The 18,105-nt window shown below is 70.3% G+C and carries 17 protein-coding genes; 7 read left to right on the forward strand and 10 right to left on the reverse strand.

Annotated features, from left to right (window positions below; all coding sequences use genetic code 11):
* The 5 genes from IF55_RS16105 (at position 1) to pknB (ending at position 7,263) form a co-directional block, all read left to right on the forward strand.
* On the forward strand, positions 1 to 537 hold the full coding sequence (locus tag IF55_RS16105) for an FHA domain-containing protein FhaB/FipA (protein ID WP_030888672.1): 537 nt from the start codon (positions 1 to 3) through the stop codon (positions 535 to 537).
* Positions 538 to 612: 75 nt separating this feature from the next.
* Positions 613 to 2,166, forward strand: coding sequence for a PP2C family protein-serine/threonine phosphatase (locus IF55_RS16110; RefSeq protein ID WP_037966585.1), 1,554 nt, complete (start codon positions 613 to 615; stop codon positions 2,164 to 2,166).
* A 25-nt stretch (positions 2,167 to 2,191) separates the two neighbouring features.
* Positions 2,192 to 3,613: an FtsW/RodA/SpoVE family cell cycle protein gene (locus tag IF55_RS16115; RefSeq protein ID WP_030888676.1), complete on the forward strand. Its 1,422-nt coding sequence runs from the start codon at positions 2,192 to 2,194 to the stop codon at positions 3,611 to 3,613.
* Entirely contained in the window at positions 3,610 to 5,073 is a 1,464-nt protein-coding gene (locus IF55_RS16120; protein ID WP_030888678.1) for a peptidoglycan D,D-transpeptidase FtsI family protein, read from the forward strand. Before IF55_RS16115 ends, IF55_RS16120 begins: the two co-directional genes overlap by 4 nt.
* A 165-nt stretch (positions 5,074 to 5,238) precedes the next feature.
* On the forward strand, positions 5,239 to 7,263 hold the full coding sequence (gene pknB, locus IF55_RS16125) for a Stk1 family PASTA domain-containing Ser/Thr kinase (RefSeq protein ID WP_030888680.1): 2,025 nt from the start codon (positions 5,239 to 5,241) through the stop codon (positions 7,261 to 7,263).
* 143 nt (positions 7,264 to 7,406) lie between these two features.
* Here the strand turns inward: pknB and IF55_RS16130 are convergent, their stop codons facing one another.
* The 6 genes from IF55_RS16130 to IF55_RS16155 all read right to left on the reverse strand — a co-directional run bounded on the left by IF55_RS16130 (position 7,407) and on the right by IF55_RS16155 (position 12,332).
* Positions 7,407 to 8,120 (reverse strand): class E sortase, encoded by a 714-nt coding sequence (locus IF55_RS16130; RefSeq protein WP_030888683.1) that lies wholly within the window; start codon positions 8,118 to 8,120, stop codon positions 7,407 to 7,409.
* A 155-nt stretch (positions 8,121 to 8,275) separates the two neighbouring features.
* Positions 8,276 to 9,844 (reverse strand): class E sortase, encoded by a 1,569-nt coding sequence (locus tag IF55_RS16135; protein ID WP_037966558.1) that lies wholly within the window; start codon positions 9,842 to 9,844, stop codon positions 8,276 to 8,278.
* The gene (locus IF55_RS16140) at positions 9,841 to 10,479 is read right to left on the reverse strand and encodes an aminodeoxychorismate/anthranilate synthase component II (protein ID WP_030888688.1); all 639 of its coding nucleotides are present in this window, start codon (positions 10,477 to 10,479) and stop codon (positions 9,841 to 9,843) included. Before IF55_RS16140 ends, IF55_RS16135 begins: the two co-directional genes overlap by 4 nt.
* The gene (locus IF55_RS16145) at positions 10,476 to 10,655 is read right to left on the reverse strand and encodes a hypothetical protein (protein WP_030888691.1); all 180 of its coding nucleotides are present in this window, start codon (positions 10,653 to 10,655) and stop codon (positions 10,476 to 10,478) included. The genes IF55_RS16140 and IF55_RS16145 overlap by 4 nt, the downstream gene beginning before the upstream one ends.
* Before the next feature lie 105 nt (positions 10,656 to 10,760).
* Positions 10,761 to 11,510, reverse strand: coding sequence for a class E sortase (locus IF55_RS16150; RefSeq protein ID WP_030888694.1), 750 nt, complete (start codon positions 11,508 to 11,510; stop codon positions 10,761 to 10,763).
* Between the two features lie 57 nt (positions 11,511 to 11,567).
* A complete protein-coding gene (locus tag IF55_RS16155; RefSeq protein ID WP_030888702.1) occupies positions 11,568 to 12,332 on the reverse strand; it encodes a DUF881 domain-containing protein in 765 nt (254 codons plus the stop codon).
* 143 nt (positions 12,333 to 12,475) lie between these two features.
* Between IF55_RS16155 and crgA the strand changes: the two genes are divergently transcribed.
* Positions 12,476 to 12,733, forward strand: coding sequence for a cell division protein CrgA (gene crgA, locus IF55_RS16160; RefSeq protein WP_030888705.1), 258 nt, complete (start codon positions 12,476 to 12,478; stop codon positions 12,731 to 12,733).
* A 387-nt stretch (positions 12,734 to 13,120) separates the two neighbouring features.
* Here the strand turns inward: crgA and IF55_RS16165 are convergent, their stop codons facing one another.
* Positions 13,121 to 13,984, reverse strand: a complete 864-nt coding sequence (locus tag IF55_RS16165; RefSeq protein ID WP_030888707.1) for a rhomboid family intramembrane serine protease — start codon at positions 13,982 to 13,984, stop codon at positions 13,121 to 13,123.
* Between the two features lie 336 nt (positions 13,985 to 14,320).
* Positions 14,321 to 14,854, reverse strand: coding sequence for a peptidylprolyl isomerase (locus IF55_RS16170; RefSeq protein WP_030888710.1), 534 nt, complete (start codon positions 14,852 to 14,854; stop codon positions 14,321 to 14,323).
* Positions 14,855 to 15,240: 386 nt separating this feature from the next.
* Between IF55_RS16170 and IF55_RS16175 the strand changes: the two genes are divergently transcribed.
* Complete coding sequence (locus IF55_RS16175) at positions 15,241 to 15,894, forward strand: DUF5324 family protein (RefSeq protein ID WP_030888713.1); 654 nt, start codon at positions 15,241 to 15,243, stop codon at positions 15,892 to 15,894.
* Positions 15,895 to 16,093: 199 nt separating this feature from the next.
* On the opposite strand, the gene IF55_RS16180 is transcribed toward IF55_RS16175, so the two are convergent.
* Entirely contained in the window at positions 16,094 to 16,840 is a 747-nt protein-coding gene (locus IF55_RS16180) for a DUF4190 domain-containing protein (protein ID WP_245661220.1), read from the reverse strand.
* 538 nt (positions 16,841 to 17,378) lie between these two features.
* Positions 17,379 to 18,101: a TetR/AcrR family transcriptional regulator C-terminal domain-containing protein gene (locus IF55_RS16185; RefSeq protein ID WP_030888716.1), complete on the reverse strand. Its 723-nt coding sequence runs from the start codon at positions 18,099 to 18,101 to the stop codon at positions 17,379 to 17,381.
* Between the last annotated feature and the right edge of the window lie 4 nt (positions 18,102 to 18,105).

The following is an 18,105-nucleotide window of genomic DNA, read 5'->3' on the forward strand; positions in this document are numbered from 1 at the left end:
ATGTCAGAGCTGACCCTCACGGTCATGCGGTTGGGTTTCCTCGCCGTACTGTGGCTGTTCGTCATCGTGGCCGTACAGGTCATCCGCAGCGATCTGTTCGGCACCCGGGTGACCCAGCGCGGTTCGCGCCGCGGCGGCCAGGACCGGCAGCCGCAGCGGGGGGCCGCGGCGCAGACCGCCGCCACGCCGCCGCAGCAGCGCCAGCAGTCCGGCGGCCGACGGGCCAAGGGGGGCGGCCGCGGCGCCCCCAGCAAGCTCGTCGTCTCCGAGGGGACGCTGGCCGGCACCACCGTCGCCCTCCAGGGCCAGACCATCTCGCTGGGCCGCGCCCACGACTCGACGATCGTCCTCGATGACGACTACGCCTCCAGCAGGCATGCCAGGATCTACCCGGACCGGGACGGCAAGTGGATCGTCGAGGACCTCGGCTCCACCAACGGCACGTACCTGGACCGGACCCGGCTGACCACCCCGACCCCGATCCCGCTCGGCGCGCCGATCCGCATCGGCAAGACCGTCATCGAGCTGCGGAAGTAGTAGGACCATGACGACCGGAGGGTGGGCAGCGTGGCAGCGAAGGGGCTGTTCCCGGAGCCGACGGGCGAGGTGCGCATGAGTCTGTCACTGCGTTTCGCCGCCGGATCGCACAAGGGCATGATCCGGGAGGGCAACGAGGACTCCGGTTACGCCGGCCCCCGCCTGCTCGCCATCGCCGACGGCATGGGCGGCCAGGCCGCCGGCGAGGTCGCCAGCTCCGAGGTGATCTCCACCCTCGTCCCGCTCGACGACGACGTGCCGGGCTCCGACATCCTCACCTCGCTCGGCAGCGCCGTGCAGCGCGCCAACGAACAACTGCGCGTCATGGTGGAGGAGGACCCGCAGCTCGAAGGCATGGGCACCACGCTCACCGCCCTGCTGTGGACCGGTCAGCGGCTCGGCCTCGTACATGTCGGGGACTCCCGCGCGTACCTGCTGCGGGACGGCGTCCTCACCCAGATCACACAGGACCACACCTGGGTACAGCGCCTCGTCGACGAGGGCCGGATCACCGAGGAAGAGGCCACCACCCACCCGCAGCGCTCCCTGCTGATGCGCGCGCTGGGCAGCGGCGACCATGTCGAGCCGGACCTGTCCATCCGGGAGGTGCGGGCCGGGGACCGCTATCTGATCTGCTCCGACGGTCTCTGCGGGGTCGTCAGCCACCAGACGATAGAGGACACCCTCGCCAGCTACCAGGGCCCGCACGAGACCGTGCAGATGCTCATCGAGCTGGCCCTGCGCGGCGGTGGCCCCGACAACATCACCTGCATCGTCGCCGATGTCTTCGACGTCGACGGCGGCGACGCGCACGCGAGCCAGCTCAACGACACCCCGGTCATCGTGGGCGCGGTCGCCGAGAACCAGCTCCAGATGGGCGACGGCGGCGCCGCGATGCAGACGCCCGCCGGCCGGGCGGCCGAGCTCGGCCGCGCCAGCCGGCCCGTACCGCAGCAGCCCGGCGGCTTCGGCCCGCCCGGCAGCGGGGACGGTTCGGACGGGCAGCCGTCCGAGGGCGCGTACGACGACTACGCCGACGACGACTACGGCAGACCCTCCGCCGGCCGCAAGTGGCTCAAGCGGTCGCTGATCACCCTGGTGGTGCTCGGCATCGTGGGCGGCGGGCTCTACGGCGGCTACCGCTGGACCCAGTCGCAGTACTACGTGGGCGCCAAGGACCAGCATCTCGCCGTCTACCAGGGCATCAGCCAGGATCTCGCCTGGTTCAAGATGAACAAGGTCTACGAGGACCACCCCGAGATCGAACTCAAGTACCTCCCGGTCGACCAGCGCAGCCGCGTGCAGGACACCATCACGGTGGGCGACCGCGAGCAGGCCGTGCAGAAGGCCAAGGACCTCGGCATGCTCGCCGGAACCTGCAAGAAGCTCGACGAGCGCAAGAAGGCCGAGGCCGAGGCGAAGAAGAAGCAGCAGGAGAAGGAAAAGAAGGACCAGGCGGACAAGGAGAAGGACAAGCTCGGGCAGAACCCCGGCTCAAAGCCGCTGCACGGTACCCCCCAGAGCGGTACGAACCAGAGCGGCACGCGCCTCAACTCCACCCCGACCCCCGGCCCCACCCTGAGCGAGGAAGAGCAGAAGTGGGCCCCACAGTGCAGCAGCAGCCAGTAGCAACGGCATAGGGGGCCACCTACCGATGAGCAGCGCCACCACCACCGCGACCACCACCATCAGCACGGTCGGGCCGCCCAGCAGGCGCAACACCGAACTGGCCCTGCTGGTCTTCGCCGTCGTCATCCCGTGCTTCGCCTACGCCAACGTCGGCCTCGCGCTGAGCGACGAGATGCCCTCCGGCATGCTCGGGTACGGGGTCGGGCTCGGCCTGCTCGCGGGCGTCGGCCACCTCGTGGTCCGCAAGTTCGCGCCGTACGCCGACCCGCTGCTGCTGCCGCTGGCGACGCTGCTCAACGGCCTCGGCCTCGTACTGATCTGGCGGCTGGACCAGTCCGAGCGGCTCGCGCGCACCGCCAAGTTCCAGGGCTTCACCTTCCAGGCGTCGGCCCCCAACCAACTGCTCTTCTCGGCCATCGCGATCGCCCTGTTCGTGGCCGTCCTGGTGTTCCTCAAGGACCACCGCATCCTCCAGCGTTACACCTACATCTCCATGGTGGTCGCGCTGATCCTGCTGGTCGCCCCGATCTTCTTCCCCGGCAAGAACGGCGCCAAGATCTGGATCGTGATCCCGGGCCTCGGCTCGATCCAGCCCGGCGAGTTCGCCAAGATCATCCTCGCGGTGTTCTTCGCGGGCTACCTCATGGTCAAGCGGGACGCCCTGGCGCTGGCCAGCCGCCGCTTCATGGGTCTGTACCTGCCGCGCGGCCGCGACCTCGGGCCGATCATCGTGGTCTGGGTGCTGTCACTGCTCATCCTGGTCTTCGAGACCGACCTGGGCACCTCGCTGCTGTTCTTCGGCATGTTCGTCGTCATGCTGTACGTCGCCACCGAGCGCACGAGCTGGATCGTCTTCGGTCTGCTGATGTCCGCCGGCGGCGCCGCGGTCGTCGGCACCTTCGAGCCGCACGTGCACGTGCGCGTGATGGCGTGGCTGCACCCCTTCGACGTCTTCACGACCGGCCAGGGCACCGAGCAGATCGCCCAGTCCCTGTTCGCCTTCGGCTCCGGCGGAGTCTTCGGCACCGGCTGGGGCCAGGGCCACTCCGACCTCATCAGCTTCGCCGCCAACTCCGACTTCATCTTCGCCACCGTCGGCGAGGAGCTCGGGCTGGCCGGCACGATGGCGATGCTGCTGGTCTACGGCCTGATCGTGGAGCGCGGCGTACGGACCGCCCTCGCCGCCCGCGACCCCTTCGGGAAGCTGCTGGCCGTGGGTCTGTCCGCCGCCTTCGCCATCCAGGTCTTCGTCGTCGCGGGCGGCGTCATGGGGCTCATCCCGATGACCGGTATGACCATGCCGTTCCTCGCCCAGGGCGGCTCGTCCGTGATCGCCAACTGGGCCCTGATCGCCATCCTGATGAAGATCAGCGACACCGCCCGCAGACCGGCTCCGGCCCCCGCCCCGTCCCCCGACGCCGAGATGACCCAGGTGGTCCGACCGTGAACAAACCCCTGCGCCGTATCGCGATCTTCTGCGGGCTGCTGGTCCTCGCGCTGCTGGTGCGCGACAACTGGGTGCAGTTCGTCCAGGCCGACGAGCTGAAGAACCACAAGAAGAACCGCCGCGTCCAGATCGCCACGTACAGCAAGCCGCGCGGCGACATCATCGTCGACGGGCAGCGCATCACCGGCTCCACGAAGACCGACAGCATCGACTTCAAGTACAAGCGGACGTACAAGAACGGGCCGATGTGGGCGCCCGTCACGAGCTACGCCTCGCAGGTCTTCGGCTCCCGGGGGATCGAGGCGCTGGAGGACAAGATCCTCACCGGTGAGGACGACCGGCTCTTCTTCAACCGCACCATCGACATGGTCACCGGCAAGGGCAAGAAGGGCGGCGACGTCGTCACCACCCTCAACGCCAAGGCGCAGGAGGCCGCGTTCAAGGGGCTAGGCGACAAGAAGGGCGCGGTCGCGGCCCTCGACCCGCGCACCGGCAAGATCCTCGCGCTGGCCTCCACCCCCTCGTACGACCCGTCCAAGATCGCGGGCAGCAGCAAAGAGGACGAGAAGGAGTGGAAGCGGCTGCTGGCCGACAAGGACAAGGCGATGCTCAACCGGGCGCTCCAGGAGTCCTATCCGCCCGGCTCGACCTTCAAGCTGGTCACCGCCTCCGCGGCGCTGGAGAACGGCCTCTACAGCGGCATCGACGAGCCCACGAAGTCGCCGCTGCCGTACTACCTGCCGGACACGAACAAGCAGCCGCTGAACAACGAGGGCGACATCCCCTGCAAGAACGCCACGCTGCGGGAGGCGCTCCGGGTCTCCTGCAACACCGTCTTCGGCAAGATCAGCGCGGACCTGGGCAACAAGAAGATGAAGGAGGAGGCCGAGAAGTTCGGCTTCAACGACCCCAAGGTCGACACGCCGACGCGCGCGGCCGAGTCCAAGTACCCCAAGGACAACCGGCCGCAGAACGCCATGGCCGGCATCGGCCAGGCGTCCAACACGGCCACCCCCCTCCAGATGGCCATGGTCACCTCGGCGATCGCCAACAACGGCAAGCTCATGCAGCCGTACATGGTCGACAAGCTGCGGGCGCCGAATCTCAACGTCATCGAGCAGACGGAGCCCAAGGAGTACAGCCGGCCGCTCTCCAGCTCCAACGCCCAGAAGCTCCAGGACATGATGGAGACGGTGGTCGAGAAGGGCACCGGCACCATGGCCCAGATCGACGGCGTCAAGGTCGGCGGCAAGACCGGTACCGCCCAGCACGGCGAGAACAACAAGGCCAACCCGTACGCCTGGTTCGTCTCCTACGCGAAGACGGACAAGGGCTCCCCGGTCGCCGTCGCCTGCGTCATCGAGAGCTCCGACACCCTGCGCGACGACATCGCGGGCGGCAAGCTCGCCGCGCCGGTCGCCAAGGCGGTCATGGAGGCGGTACTCAAGACAGCGAAGTGACCCCGCTCACCCCCGCAACCGAGCGCCGCACGTGGCGGTACCGGTCTGATATCGGGTGACGGTCGCGCCCGGATCACGAAAGGCGCGCCGGGTACGGTATGCCCGGACAGCACACCGCCGGACCCCACACCGGTGCGGTCAGGATTGACGGAGAGGGCTGGATCTATGGAAGAGCCGCGTCGCCTCGGCGGCCGGTACGAGCTGGGCTCGGTGCTCGGCCGCGGTGGCATGGCGGAGGTCTACCTCGCCCATGACACCCGGCTCGGCCGCACCGTGGCTGTGAAGACCCTGCGGGTGGATCTGGCCCGCGACCCGTCCTTCCAGGCCCGGTTCCGCCGAGAGGCACAGTCCGCCGCCTCGCTCAACCACCCGTCGATCGTCGCCGTCTACGACACCGGCGAGGACTATGTCGACAACGTCTCCATCCCGTACATCGTCATGGAGTACGTCGACGGCTCGACCCTGCGCGAGCTCCTGCACTCCGGCCGCAAGCTGCTGCCCGAGCGCTCCCTGGAGATGACCATCGGGGTCCTCCAGGCCCTGGAGTACTCGCACCGCGCCGGCATCGTCCACCGCGACATCAAGCCCGCCAACGTCATGCTGACGCGCACCGGGCAGGTCAAGGTCATGGACTTCGGCATCGCCCGCGCCATGGGCGACTCCGGCATGACCATGACGCAGACCGCCGCCGTCATCGGCACCGCCCAGTACCTCTCCCCCGAGCAGGCCAAGGGCGAGCAGGTCGACGCGCGCAGCGACCTCTACTCCACCGGCTGCCTGCTGTACGAGCTGCTGACGGTCCGACCGCCGTTCGTCGGCGACTCCCCCGTGGCCGTCGCCTACCAGCACGTACGGGAGGAGCCCCAGCCGCCGAGCAACTTCGACCCCGAGATCACGCCCGAGATGGACGCGATCGTGCTGAAGGCGCTCACCAAGGACCCGGACTACCGCTACCAGTCGGCCGACGAGATGCGCGCCGACATCGAGGCGGCCCTCGACGGCCAGCCCGTCGCCGCCACCGCGGCCATGGGCGCCGTCGGCTACGGCGACGACCAGCCCACCGCCATGCTCCGCCCCCAGGACCCGGGGATGGGCCAGACCTCCATGATGCCGCCGGTGCGCGACGACGCGGGCGGCTACGGCGGCTACGACGACCGCCCGGACCGGCGGCGCGGCAGCGGCGGCGGCAAGAAGAGCCGGGTCTCGACGATCCTGCTGATCGTCGCGGGCCTGCTGGTGCTCATCGGCGCCATCTTCATCGGCAAGGCCCTCATGAGCAAGGACCACAAGGCCGGCCAGGTGCCGGTGCCGCCGCTCGCCGGCGAGACGCTGGCCAAGGCCAAACAGATGGGCGAGAACGGCAACTTCAAGGTCGTCGAGGGCGGCTCCAAGTTCTGCGAGGACCAGAAGAAGGACACGGTCTGCACCCAGAGCCCGGAGGCCGGCTCCAAGGTCGACCGGGACGGCACGGTCACGGTCGTCATGTCCAAGGGTGTCGAGAAGGTCTCCGTACCGCCGGTCACCGGGCTCTCCCTGGACGACGCGACGTCCACCCTCAAGGACAAGGGCTTCAAGGTCGAGCAGAAGCAGGAGGAGTCCGAGAAGACCCCCAACTCGGTCATCGGGCAGGACCCGGCCTCCGGTGCCAAGGCGGAGAAGGGCGCGACGGTCACCCTCACCATCGCCCAGGCCCCGCAGACCAAGACGGTCCCGCCGGTCGTCGGCAAGAGCTGGGAGGACGCGAGCAAGCAGCTCACCGACATCGGCTTCACCCCGCAGAAGCAGGAGCAGGAGTCGACCCAGCCGGCGGGCACCGTCATCAAGCAGACCCCGGACGGCAACGCCCAGGCGCAGCCGAACTCGACGGTCACCCTGACCGTCGCCAAGGCGGCCGAGAAGTTCTCGATGCCTCCGCTGTCCGGCAAGAAGCTGCGGGACGCCAAGAAGGCGATCACCGACGCGCAGTTGACCCTCGGCGGCGTCTCCGGCCCGCAGGACGACAACGCGACCGTGGTCCTCTCCGACCCGCTCCCCGGCACCCAGGTCAGCAAGGGCCAGACGGTCTCCCTGACCACCGTGGCCGGCCCGGGCGGCGGCGGGGACAGCGACGGTGACGGCGACGGGCACGGGAACGACACCCAGTTCTGGGGCGACCTCATAGGGAAGGGCAAGGGCCGCCACCATCACTAGCGCCCCTCCCGGCACGCCTCGCCCGGCACGGCGCTAGGCGGTAGCCGCCAGCGGTCCGCGAGACGAAGCCCGGCGCCCTCCCCGAGATCCTGGGGAGGGCGCCGGGCTTTCGCCTGCGCGGGCGGGTGGTAGGAAGAGGGCCGCTACCGCAGCTCCGCCGGGGGCGTGCGCTTGGCGTCGACCTTCTGCGTGCGTTCGAGCTGCGCCCAGACGACATAGCGGTAGTCGGAGGTGTAGACGGGGGTGCAGGTCGTCAGGGTGAGGTAGCGGCCGGGCTGCTTCTTGCCGGATTCCTTCGGGACCTGGTCGATGACCTCGACGTTGTACTTCGAGGTCTCGCGCAGCTCGGCGTAGACCTTGTAGACGTACCAGACGTCGCGCGTCTCGAAGACGACCGCGTCGCCGTCCTTGAGCTTGTCGATGTTGTGGAACTTCGCGCCGTGCCCGTCGCGGTGCGCGGCCAGCGTGACGTTTCCCTTCTTGTCCCACGGCATCGCCGACTTCACCGGGGAGGTGTAGAAACCGGCGACGCCCTCGTTGAGGGTGCCGGTGTCGGTCCCCTTCTTCACGAGGACCTCGCCGTTCTTCATGGCCGGTACGTGCAGGAAGCCGATGCCGTCCTTGGTGTTCAGCGCCCCCGGGCCGCCGTTCGCCCAGTTGTCGCGGACGTGGTGGCCCTGGCGTGACGCCTCGCGGTCGGCGAGGACGTTCGTCCACCACAGCGAGTAGACGACGAACAGAGCCAGCAGCAGGCCGACCGTGATCAGCAGTTCGCCGATGAAGCTGACGGTGGCGGCGATCCGCCCCCGGCCGCGGCGCGCTGGCCGTCGCGGCTCGTCGTGCTCGGTCCGTGCCACGGCGCTCGTACCCCTTGTTCACTGAATTCGCTGGTCTGTCGGCCCCGTTGGCCCGCCGGCCCGCCGGACGGCTCCTCGGCCGCCGCCGGGCTCAGAGCCTGTGTCATATACCTGGCCGGGCGCCCGACGCCTGGCCAGGGATATGACACAGGCTCTCACTCGACGAGCGCGTCCGGCTTGCCCTTGCTGCGCGGCCGTTCGTCGACCATCTTGCCCCAAACGATCATTCGATACGTACTGGTGAATTCCGGCGTGCAGGTGGTGAGCGTGATGTACCGGCCGGGCTTGGCGAACCCGGACCCGGTCGGCACCGGGCGGATGACGCCGGTGTTGGACGGCGCGGTCTGCGGGAGCGCGCTCGTCATCTCGTACGTGTAGTACGCGCTCTTCGTCTCCACGACGATCTTGTCGCCCGGCTTGAGCTGGTTGATGTAGCGGAACGGTTCGCCATGGGTGTTGCGGTGCCCGGCGAGCGCGAAGTTGCCCTTCTTGTCCCAGGGCATCGCGGTCTTCAGCGCGCCGTCCGCGTAGTGGCCGACCATGCCGTGGTCGAGGACCTTCGGCTTGCTGATGCCCTCCGCGATCGGCGCCTTCACGTCCAGCTTCGGGATGTAGATGATCGCGAACCCCTGGCCGGGCGAGAACGCCCCGGCGCTCCGGTCCTCGCCGCCGCCCTCGTCCCACTTGTGCTGGAGGCTGTTCGCGGCGCCGCCCGCCTGCTGGTGGGCGATCACGTTCGTCCACCAGAGCTGGTACGTGACGAAGAGCAGCATCAGCACGCCGATCGTGATGAAGCCCTCGCCGAGCAGCCGGCTCACGATCACGCCGGGGCTCTCCTTGCGGGCCCGCGCCGCGCGGCGCGCCTCCAGCCTGGTGCGCGGCGCCGCGGGCGCCCCCGCGGGGGCGGCGGCCGGGGGAGCCGTCCGGCGGCCCCGGCCGGAGCGCTTGGCGGCTTCCTGAGCGGCCTTCCGGCGCGCGGCCCGGCCTTCGGGCCGGGGTCCATCCCCCGCCTCCGCACCGGTCGCCGTTGCGGGCGCGGCAGCCGCGGCGAAGTCCGGCCCGAGATCAAGGGTCAGGGTCCCGCCGTCGGGGGGCGGGGGCGGAGGGGCCTGCGGGGCGGGCTGCGGGACGGGCCTCGGCGCGGCCGTTGTCGGCTGCTCGTGAGGCCCATGCGGTCCATGAGAACCGTGAGAACCATGAGTCCCGTGCGGCTCGTTGGGGGCGTGCGGTCGGAACCAGGGCGAGCCCTGGCGCCCCGCGGGCTGCTCGGTCGGCTGCGGCTGCGGTTGTGACTGCGGCTGCGGCTGCGCGGTCGGCTGCCGGGTCGGCGGCTCCTGCGGCCGTACGGTCCTGGAGGCGGCCTCATAGGCTCGTACGGGCGCGTGTGGCCGTACGGGGCCCGGCGCGCGTACGGGATCAGGCGCGCGTACGGGCTCGTGGGGGCGTACGGCCTCCGGAGCGCGCTGGTGGTGCGGGCCGGGCTCCGGCCCCCGCGCGGTTTCCCGCCCGCCCGGCTCCTGCCGGGCGGGCGGCGGCGCCGGGCGGCCCGGCAGGGGGTCGGTCAGCGGGTCGTCGAGCAGTTCGACGGCCGCCGCGAACGCACCGGTGTCCTCATAAGGGTCGTACGGGTCATGCCGGTCGTACGGGCTGTACGCCCCGTACGGCGGCGCCGGCTCCTGGGCGTCCTGCGCCGCGCCCTCGCGCTCGGGGCGGAGTGCGGTCACGCGCCGGCCTTGCCGACCACCGGCGCGAGGCCCGCCGCGCGGTCGACGGCGGCCGGGTCGCCGCACGTCTCCAGCCAGTTGGCGAGCATCAGGTGGCCCCACTCCGTGAGCACCGACTCGGGGTGGAACTGCACGCCCTCCACGGGCAGGTCGCGGTGTTTGAGCCCCATCACGATCCCCGTGTCCGTACGGGCCGTGACCCGCAACTCGTCCGGCACCGTGCCGTGTTCGAGGGCCAGCGAGTGGTAGCGGGTGGCGGTGAACGGCGAGGGCAGGCCGCGGAAGACCCCGACGCCCTCGTGAGCGACGGGCGAGGTCTTGCCGTGCAGCAGCTCGGGGGCGCGCCCGACGACGCCGCCGTAGGCGACCGCCATGGACTGCATGCCCAGGCACACGCCGAAGACGGGGACGCCGTTGTCCGCGCAGTGCCGGACCATGTCGACGCAGACGCCCGCCTGCTCGGGCGTGCCCGGGCCGGGGGAGAGCAGCACGCCGTCGAATCCGTCCCGCGCGTGCGCGAGTTCGACCTCGTCGTTGCGGACCACCTCGCACTCGGCGCCGAGCTGGTAGAGGTACTGGACGAGGTTGAAGACGAAGCTGTCGTAGTTGTCCACGACCAGGACGCGAGCGCTCACCGGGCCGTACCCGCCATTCCGTTGTCGACCGTCACGTCGTTGAACGGGAGCAGCGGCTCCGCCCACGGGAAGACGTACTGGAAGAGCACGTAGACGATCGCCAGCACCAGTACGAGCGAGATCAGCGCCCGCACCCACGCGTTGCCCGGCAGATGCCGCCAGATCCAGCCGTACATGCTGTCCCTACTTGCCGATGACGAAGACGGAAATCCCGCCGCCGCGACGGGTCGCGGCGGCGCGGTGCAGCACCAGGGTAAGGCTCCGGGCCTGTGACGGGTGGGTCACCTCGGCAAAGCCTCGGGCTTCCCCTTCTCCACCGGCTGGGTCGCGTCCAGGTGCGCCCAGGCGATCAGCCGGTGGCTGTGGCCCCACTCGGGTTCGCAGGTGGTGAGCGTGAGATAGCGGCCGGGCCCGTTGAACCCCGACTTCCGCGGCACGGGGTCGATGACGCCGATGTCGGAGGGGAGCGTCTTGTACGGCCTGCGGTCGATCCGGTACGTGAACCAGGTCGCCCCGTCCCGCACCACCACCGCGTCCCCGGGGCGCAGCTCGGGGAAGTCCTTGAACGGGTCGCCGTACGTGCGGCGGTGCCCGGCCACCGCGAAGTTGCCCGTCTCGCCGAGGCGCGCGGTGTTCGCGTAGTGGCCGAGCCCCTTCTTCAGCACGGAGGTGCCGGTGCCCTCCAGGACGGGCTTGGACCAGCCGGACCCGAACCGCGGGATGTACATGACCGCGAACGACTCGCCTTCCTCGTAAGGCGTCTGCGGGGGCGGCGTCGGCGTCCCGGTCGACTGGCCCGGCTGCCCGGACCGTCCCGGCTCCCCTGACGCTCCCGGCTCCCCCGGTTTCGCGCTGCCGGCCGCCACGGAGCCGGTGGACCACTTGTCCTGGAGGCGGTCGAGTTCGCCGTTCATGGCGCTGTCGGCCCGTACCCCGGTCCAGTACAGGACGTAGACGACGAACAGGACGATCAGGGTGCCGACGGTGACGCACAGCTCGCTGAACGTCCGGACGACCACCCGCGCGTTCACCTTCACGGCCGCTCCCGTCGTCGGCTGGGCCTGACCGACGCCCGCCGCCGCGTACGGCTACGACGCGGGCTTCGCGTAGTGGAGATCCACTGTGCCCGAGTAGCCGGGAAGAGTCACCGCGTCGTGCTGGTCGACTTTCCAGCCGAGCCCGTACGCGTTCACGTACTGCTTGTAGTTCTGGATCGCGGTCGTGGAGTCCAGCGCCTTGCGCAGCGCGGTCCGGTCGCCGACGGCGGTCACCTTGTACGGCGGGGAGTAGACGCGGCCCTGCAGGATGAGGGTGTTGCCCACACAGCGCACGGCGCTGGTGGAGATCAGCCGCTGGTCCATGATCCGGATGCCCTTGGCCCCGCCCCGCCACAGCGCGTTGACGACGGCCTGGAGGTCCTGCTGGTGGATGACCAGGTCGTTGGGCTGCGGCTCCGGGACGCCGGGGATACGGGCGGTGGCGCCCTGCGGGGCGTCGGTGAGGGTGACGCTCAGCCCGCTGCCGGTGAGCGGCTTGGTGCCGGCGCTCTTCTCCAGGCCGGCGATGTGCCGGTCCTCCTCCTTCGTGTTGCCGTTGTCGCGCCGGGCCAGCGCGTCCACCTCGGCGCGTACGCCCGCGGCGCTCTCGTCGAGGGCCGCGTTCTTGTGGCTGCGCTCCTGGATGAGGTCGGAGAGGCGGAGCATGGAGTCGTCGGTGCGCAGGTCGGTGCCCTGCGCGGTGTTGAAGCTCATCCAGAAAATCAGGCCCGCCAGCGCGAACACACCCGCGGTGAGCAGCCGGACCGGACGGAAACGCCGGGAGCCGGTGCTGGTGGAGTCGGCAGAATTGCTCAACGTACCCTTATCCTCTCCGACGCCGCGGAAGCACTACGCTAACGGACGGCCGGGGCACGGCAGCGACCCCCGCCACCACCCGTCCCGACTGACAGTTTTGTATCCCCGCGCGGTCACGCAGCGCATCGACAGGAGAGTTCCTCGTGCCGAAGTCACGTATCCGCAAGAAGGACGACTTCACCCCGCCGCCGGCGGCGAAGCAGCAGAACGTCAGGCTCAGCAGCGGACGCCGCTGGGTGGCACCGCTGATGCTGGCGATGTTCGCCCTCGGCCTGGCGTGGATCGTCGTCTTCTACGTGACGCGCGGAGACCTGCCGATCTCCGCCCTGCACAACTGGAACATCGTGATCGGCTTCGGCTTCATCGCCGCGGGGTTCGTGGTCTCCACGCAGTGGAAGTAGCCTTCTCCGGCCCTGTGCGGCAGCTCTCCGCGGGCTCTGCCCTGAGCCTGTCGCCGAGTTATCCACACCCTCATCCACACTGGGGAAAAACTCAGACGATCTGTGGATAACTTCCCCGGCGTTGACGCCGGTGTGACCGGTCGGCCGCCCCGCGCGCCCACGATCACGCCCCCGTCTTCCTGGGCAAACACGGATCAGGGGCGGCACGAACAGCAGTTCCCCACAGCATGCACAAGATCCGTCATTCTCTGTGGACAACTCGGGGAGGACGCGGGCGAGAACGTGGGGGGGAAGGCCGGGTGAGGCCGTGAGCGGCTGTAGGAAACCGGTCAGCCGTTGCCTGGTCAGGCGTTGAGGCGCCAAGCCGTCGCCTGGCCCGTTGGCTGGTCAGCCGTTGAGCTGCACGGTCCGTACGGCCACCACGGCGGCGATCGCGAGCAGCATCAGCGCGGCAGTGCCCCACTGTGTGAGGGCGCGCTTGTCGCGGGGCGCGTGCACCATGCCGTACGCCACCGCCGTGCCGACCACCAGGCCGCCGACGTGCGCCTGCCAGGAGATGTTCGACCAGGTGAAGCTGATCAGCAGGTTCAGCGCGAGCAGCACGACGACCGGCCGCATGTCGTACTTGAGGCGGCGCATCAGCACCGCCGTGCCGCCCAGCATCCCGAAGATCGCCCCGGAGGCGCCGAGCGTCCCCATGTTCTGCGCCGTGAGCAGATAGGCCAGCGCGTTGCCGCCGAGCCCCGCCAGCAGGAACAGCGCCAGGAACCGGACGCGGCCCAGAGCCGCCTCCAGCGGCGGGCCCAGCCACCACAGCGAGAGCATGTTGAAGCCGATGTGCCAGAACTCCTTGTGCGCGAACATCGAGGTCAGCAGCCGGTACCACTCGCCGTTGGCGACGCCGACCTCGCCGGGGAGCCGCGGGTCGTACGCCTTCCCGACCAGGGAGAGGGCGTCGACGAGGGAGTCCCCCACGAAGTACACCGCGATGAACACCGCGAGGTTGATCCCCAGCAGGACCTTGGTGACCAGCCGCGGATCGGCGGTCACGGGGCCGCCCGCGACGGTGCGCGGCGCGTTCGCCCGGGGCGACTGCCCGGTGCCCGAGCCGCTGCCCACGCACTCGGGGCACTGGAAGCCGACCGAGGCGCTGACCATGCAGTCGGGACAGATCGGCCGGTCGCAGCGCACACAGCGCACGCCGGTCTCCCGGTCCGGATGCCGGTAGCAGCAGACCGCCTGGTCCTCCATCGTCTCCCCTTGCCCTCGCCCCTCGTCCTTGCCCCTCGCCGATGCCCCCTGCCGGCGGCCACGCGCCGACCGCGCCCGACGGCTCCCGGCCTTCGCGTGCGTGCGCGGGGCCTCGTACGCACGCGGGCCCCGCCCCTCTCTACGGACGGGCGGGGCGCTGGGTTCCCGTACGGAGCCGAGCCGGCGGTACGGGTCCGGCCGCGTGTACACGGCTACGGGCCCGTCGTGCGTACGCGGCTACGGGGCCGGTCGGGCGTACTCGCCTACGGGCCCGTCCCCGCGCTCCTGCGTGCCTGGCTACGGGCCCGGCCGCGCGGCGCTCCGCGTGCGGCGGGGTCAGCCCTCGCGGCGCTCGACCACGACGGACTCGATCACCACGTCGTTGACCGGGCGGTCCGTGCGCGGGTTGGTCTCGGTGGCCGCGATGTTGTCGATGACCTTCTGGCTCGCCGGGTCGACGACCTCGCCGAAGATGGTGTGCTTGCCGGTCAGCCACGTGGTCGGGGAGACCGTGAGGAAGAACTGCGAGCCGTTGGTGCCCGGGCCCGCGTTGGCCATGGCCAGCAGGTACGGCTTGTTGAACGCGAGGTCGGGGTGGAACTCGTCCGCGAACTTGTACCCGGGGCCGCCGGTGCCGTTGCCCAGCGGGTCACCGCCCTGGATCATGAACCCACTGATGACACGGTGGAAGATCGTGCCGTCGTACAGCTTGTCCGTGGACTTCTGGCCGGTCTCCGGGTTGGTCCACTCGCGAGTTCCCTCGGCGAGCTCGACGAAGTTCTTGACCGTCTTCGGCGCGTGGTCCGGCAGCAGCCGGATCACGATGTCGCCGTTGTTGGTCTTCAGGGTGGCGAAGAGCTGCTCAGCCACGATCTACCTTCCATAGACTTCACTGACGTTCCCCGATCCTCGCACGGACGCGCGCGCACGTCGCCCGGCCGCCGCTGACGGGCACCTTCGGTCACTTTCGAACGCCTTTGGGCGCACTTGAAGACTTATTGGTAGGTTTTCACCGTTTCTAGCCGCTTCACGCACGGCACTCGCCGCTATTCGTCGCCAGTAGCCGCCGAACGGGCGCGCCCGGCCGTCAACCGTGGCATTGTCGGCCGAAGCTCCTTATGCCCCGGATGCCCGCCCGCACATGCCGTCAGGCCGCCGGACAGGCATGATCTTCATTCGCGGGGACAGGCGAGAGATACCGCATACATTGGGGACAAACGCCAAGCCCCCGGACACGCCACCGAGGAGGAGGAACCGTGACCCGCAAGGACAGCGTGCGAGCCGCGACCGGCACGGCCAAGGACAGCGTGCGGCACGCCGCGGAGGTGGTGGCGCCCTACGCCGGAACGGCCAAGGACACCGCCACACACTTTGCGCACGAGGCGCGCGCACGGCTCGCGCCGAAGGTAACGACCGCCGCACACCAGGCCCGCTCCACCGCCGGTGAGCAGTACCGCGCCCACCTCGCCCCCCGGATCGAGCACGCCCGCGAGGCGCTGCCGCCCAAGGTCGACCAGGCGGCGGCGCGGGCCCGCGCCGCCGCCGAGCCCGTACGCGACGAGGCCGTGGCCCGCGGCAGCGCGGCCCTCGCGGCGCTGCGCGGCCAGGTCTCGGCCGCCGAGATCGAGAAGCTCGCCAAGAAGCGCACCCGCCGGGCCCGCACCGGGCGGTTCGCCAAGCGCGTGCTGGTCCTCGGCGTACTGGCCGGCGGCGCCATGGCCGTCTGGAAGTGGTGGGACAAGCAGGCCAACCCGGACTGGCTCGTGGAGCCCCCGGCCCCCACCGAGGTCTCCGACCGCGCCTCGCTCACCGCGGTCGACGGCAGCGCGGGCGCTTCCCTCGACCCCGAGGTCCAGGCCAAGCAGGCGGAGGCGGAGGCCGACGCCAAGGACCGCGACGACAAGCGCTGAGGGCGGTACGTACGTACGCGATCAGAGGTCAGGCCGCCGGCCTCGGTACGGAGGCGGTCTCAGGTACGGAGGCGGCCTCGGGTACGGGTGCGGCCTCAGGTACGGAGACGGCCTCGTATTCACCGCCGAGCGCTGTGGGGCGGGCCCGACGTCCGGGCCCGCCCCACAGGCGCGTCTGATCAGTTACGGGCGCGTCTGATCAGTTGGGGCCGGACCAGTAGGAGTCCTCCCACTGCTTGAGGTCGGGGGAGAACTCGACCTCGACCCTGTCGGCCGCGTCGGGCGGCAGGGAGAAGGCGTACTTGCCGACGGCTTCCTTGCCGGGCAGTACGTACCCTTCGAGGACCCGCTGGCGGTCGCTTCCGTCGATCACCAGCTCGGTGGAGGCGCCATTGGCGTCGTTGACACTGGGCAGCCCGCTGTCGATCCTGACCCGCTCCTTGCCGGTGTTGACGACCGTGATGGTGATCTGGATCGCCTTGTTCCCCTTCGCGTGGCCGAGTACGAAATCGTCCGGTACGAACGGCTGGGGCTTCGCCACCGTGACCTTCAGACCGTTCTCGAAGGTGTAGGCCTGGCCGAACGACAGGTGCCTGGCCTTCTCCTCCTCCTTCTCCCGTTCCCGCTCCGCGGTCTCCGCCCGCTTCACCGCGTCGGCCTTCTCACGGATCTCGTCGGCGCCCGCCTTCACCGCCAGCACGGTGAACACCCCGGCACCCGCGGAGATCAGCAGCCCGAGACCGCCCAGGATCACGCCGGCCAGCGCCATCCCCCCGTTGGTCGCCAGCCCCTTGCGCGCCCGGCTCATCCCGACGGCACCGAAGATCACGGCCAGCAGGGCCGGCAGCCAGGACATCCAGAACAGGATGATGAACGCGCCGAGACACACGCCGACGATGCCGAGCACCAGGCCGGTGATGCCCATCCCGTTGAGGGGCGCGGGCACGGGCGCGGGGAACGGCATCGGGCCCGGGCCCGGCCCTGGTGCCGGCACCGGCCCCGGGTACTGCGGCCACTGCGGGGCGGCCGCTCCCGGCTGCGGGGGCGCCCAGGGGCCGGGGGCGGGGGCGGATGCGGGGGCGGATGCGGCTGCGGGGACGGGTGCAGGGGCGGGGGCCTGCTCAACCGCCGGAGTCTGTCCGGCGGCGGGGACGGATGCAGCGGCGGGGGCCTGCTCAGCAGCCGGAGCCTGTTCGGCAGCAGGGGGCTGATCGGCAGCCGGGGGCTGGTCGGCGGCGGGGCGGTGGTCGACGGGTTCGCCGTCGCCGGGTCTGTCGCCGGGCTTGTCCTCGCCGGGAGGTAAGAGGGTGGTCACGAAAAGTCCTTTGTGCAGGGCTAATTGGCGGATCGATGACAATACCAGTCGCTTTTGCCGTTTCCTGATCACCCAATTACCCGACTACATGACTGCCTGACTGCCCGCTTAGCCGCCTTCCTGGCTGGGCGAGCGACTGACGCAGGCCGACGGCCCGTACCAGCGGGATCTACCGCTGGTTCAGGCCGCTGATCATCAGATCGAGGGTGAAGTCGAAGCGCTCGTGCCCCTCACCGGCGGTGAGTTCGGCGGCGTGGCGGGTGGTGAGGGGAAAGGTGTCCGGCGGCAAGGCCGTGAAGCGGCGGGTCAGTTCGGCGCGGTCGCGGACCCAGGCGATGTCGTCGTCCTCCGCCCGGCGGCGCGCGATCGAGATCTCCAGGCAGTAGGCGGCCACGTACAGGAACAGGGCGTCGATGGCCCAGGCCGCGTCCTGCGGGGCGACGCCGCCGGCGAGCAGGATCGCGAGCATGCCCTCGTTGACGCGCACGATCTCCAGGTCGGTGGGGGCCATGGCGAGCGCGGCACGGGAGATCCCGGGGTACTCCAGGTACTGGTCGCGCATCTGGACGCACACCCCGCGGATCTGCGCCCGCCAGGCCGCGGGGTCGGGCTCGGGCAGTACGAGACCGGCGCACAGTCGCCCGATGAGCAGCTCGTCGAGGTCGGCCTTGTTGACCACGTGGGCGTAGAGCGAGGCGGGACCGGTGTCGAGCGCGCCGGCCAGGCGGCGCATGGTCAGGGCCTCGTAGCCCTCGGTGGCGACGACGTTCAGCGCGGTGTCGACCACCTGCTCCACCGTGATCGGGACCTTGCGGCGGCGCGGCTTGGACGCGGCTTCGGCCTCGGGGTTCGGCGGCTGGTGGCGGGCCGCGCGGCGCTCTCTCGGGTTCACCGCT

The organism is Streptomyces varsoviensis (assembly GCF_000718635.1).
GTDB lineage: Bacteria > Actinomycetota > Actinomycetes > Streptomycetales > Streptomycetaceae > Streptomyces > Streptomyces varsoviensis.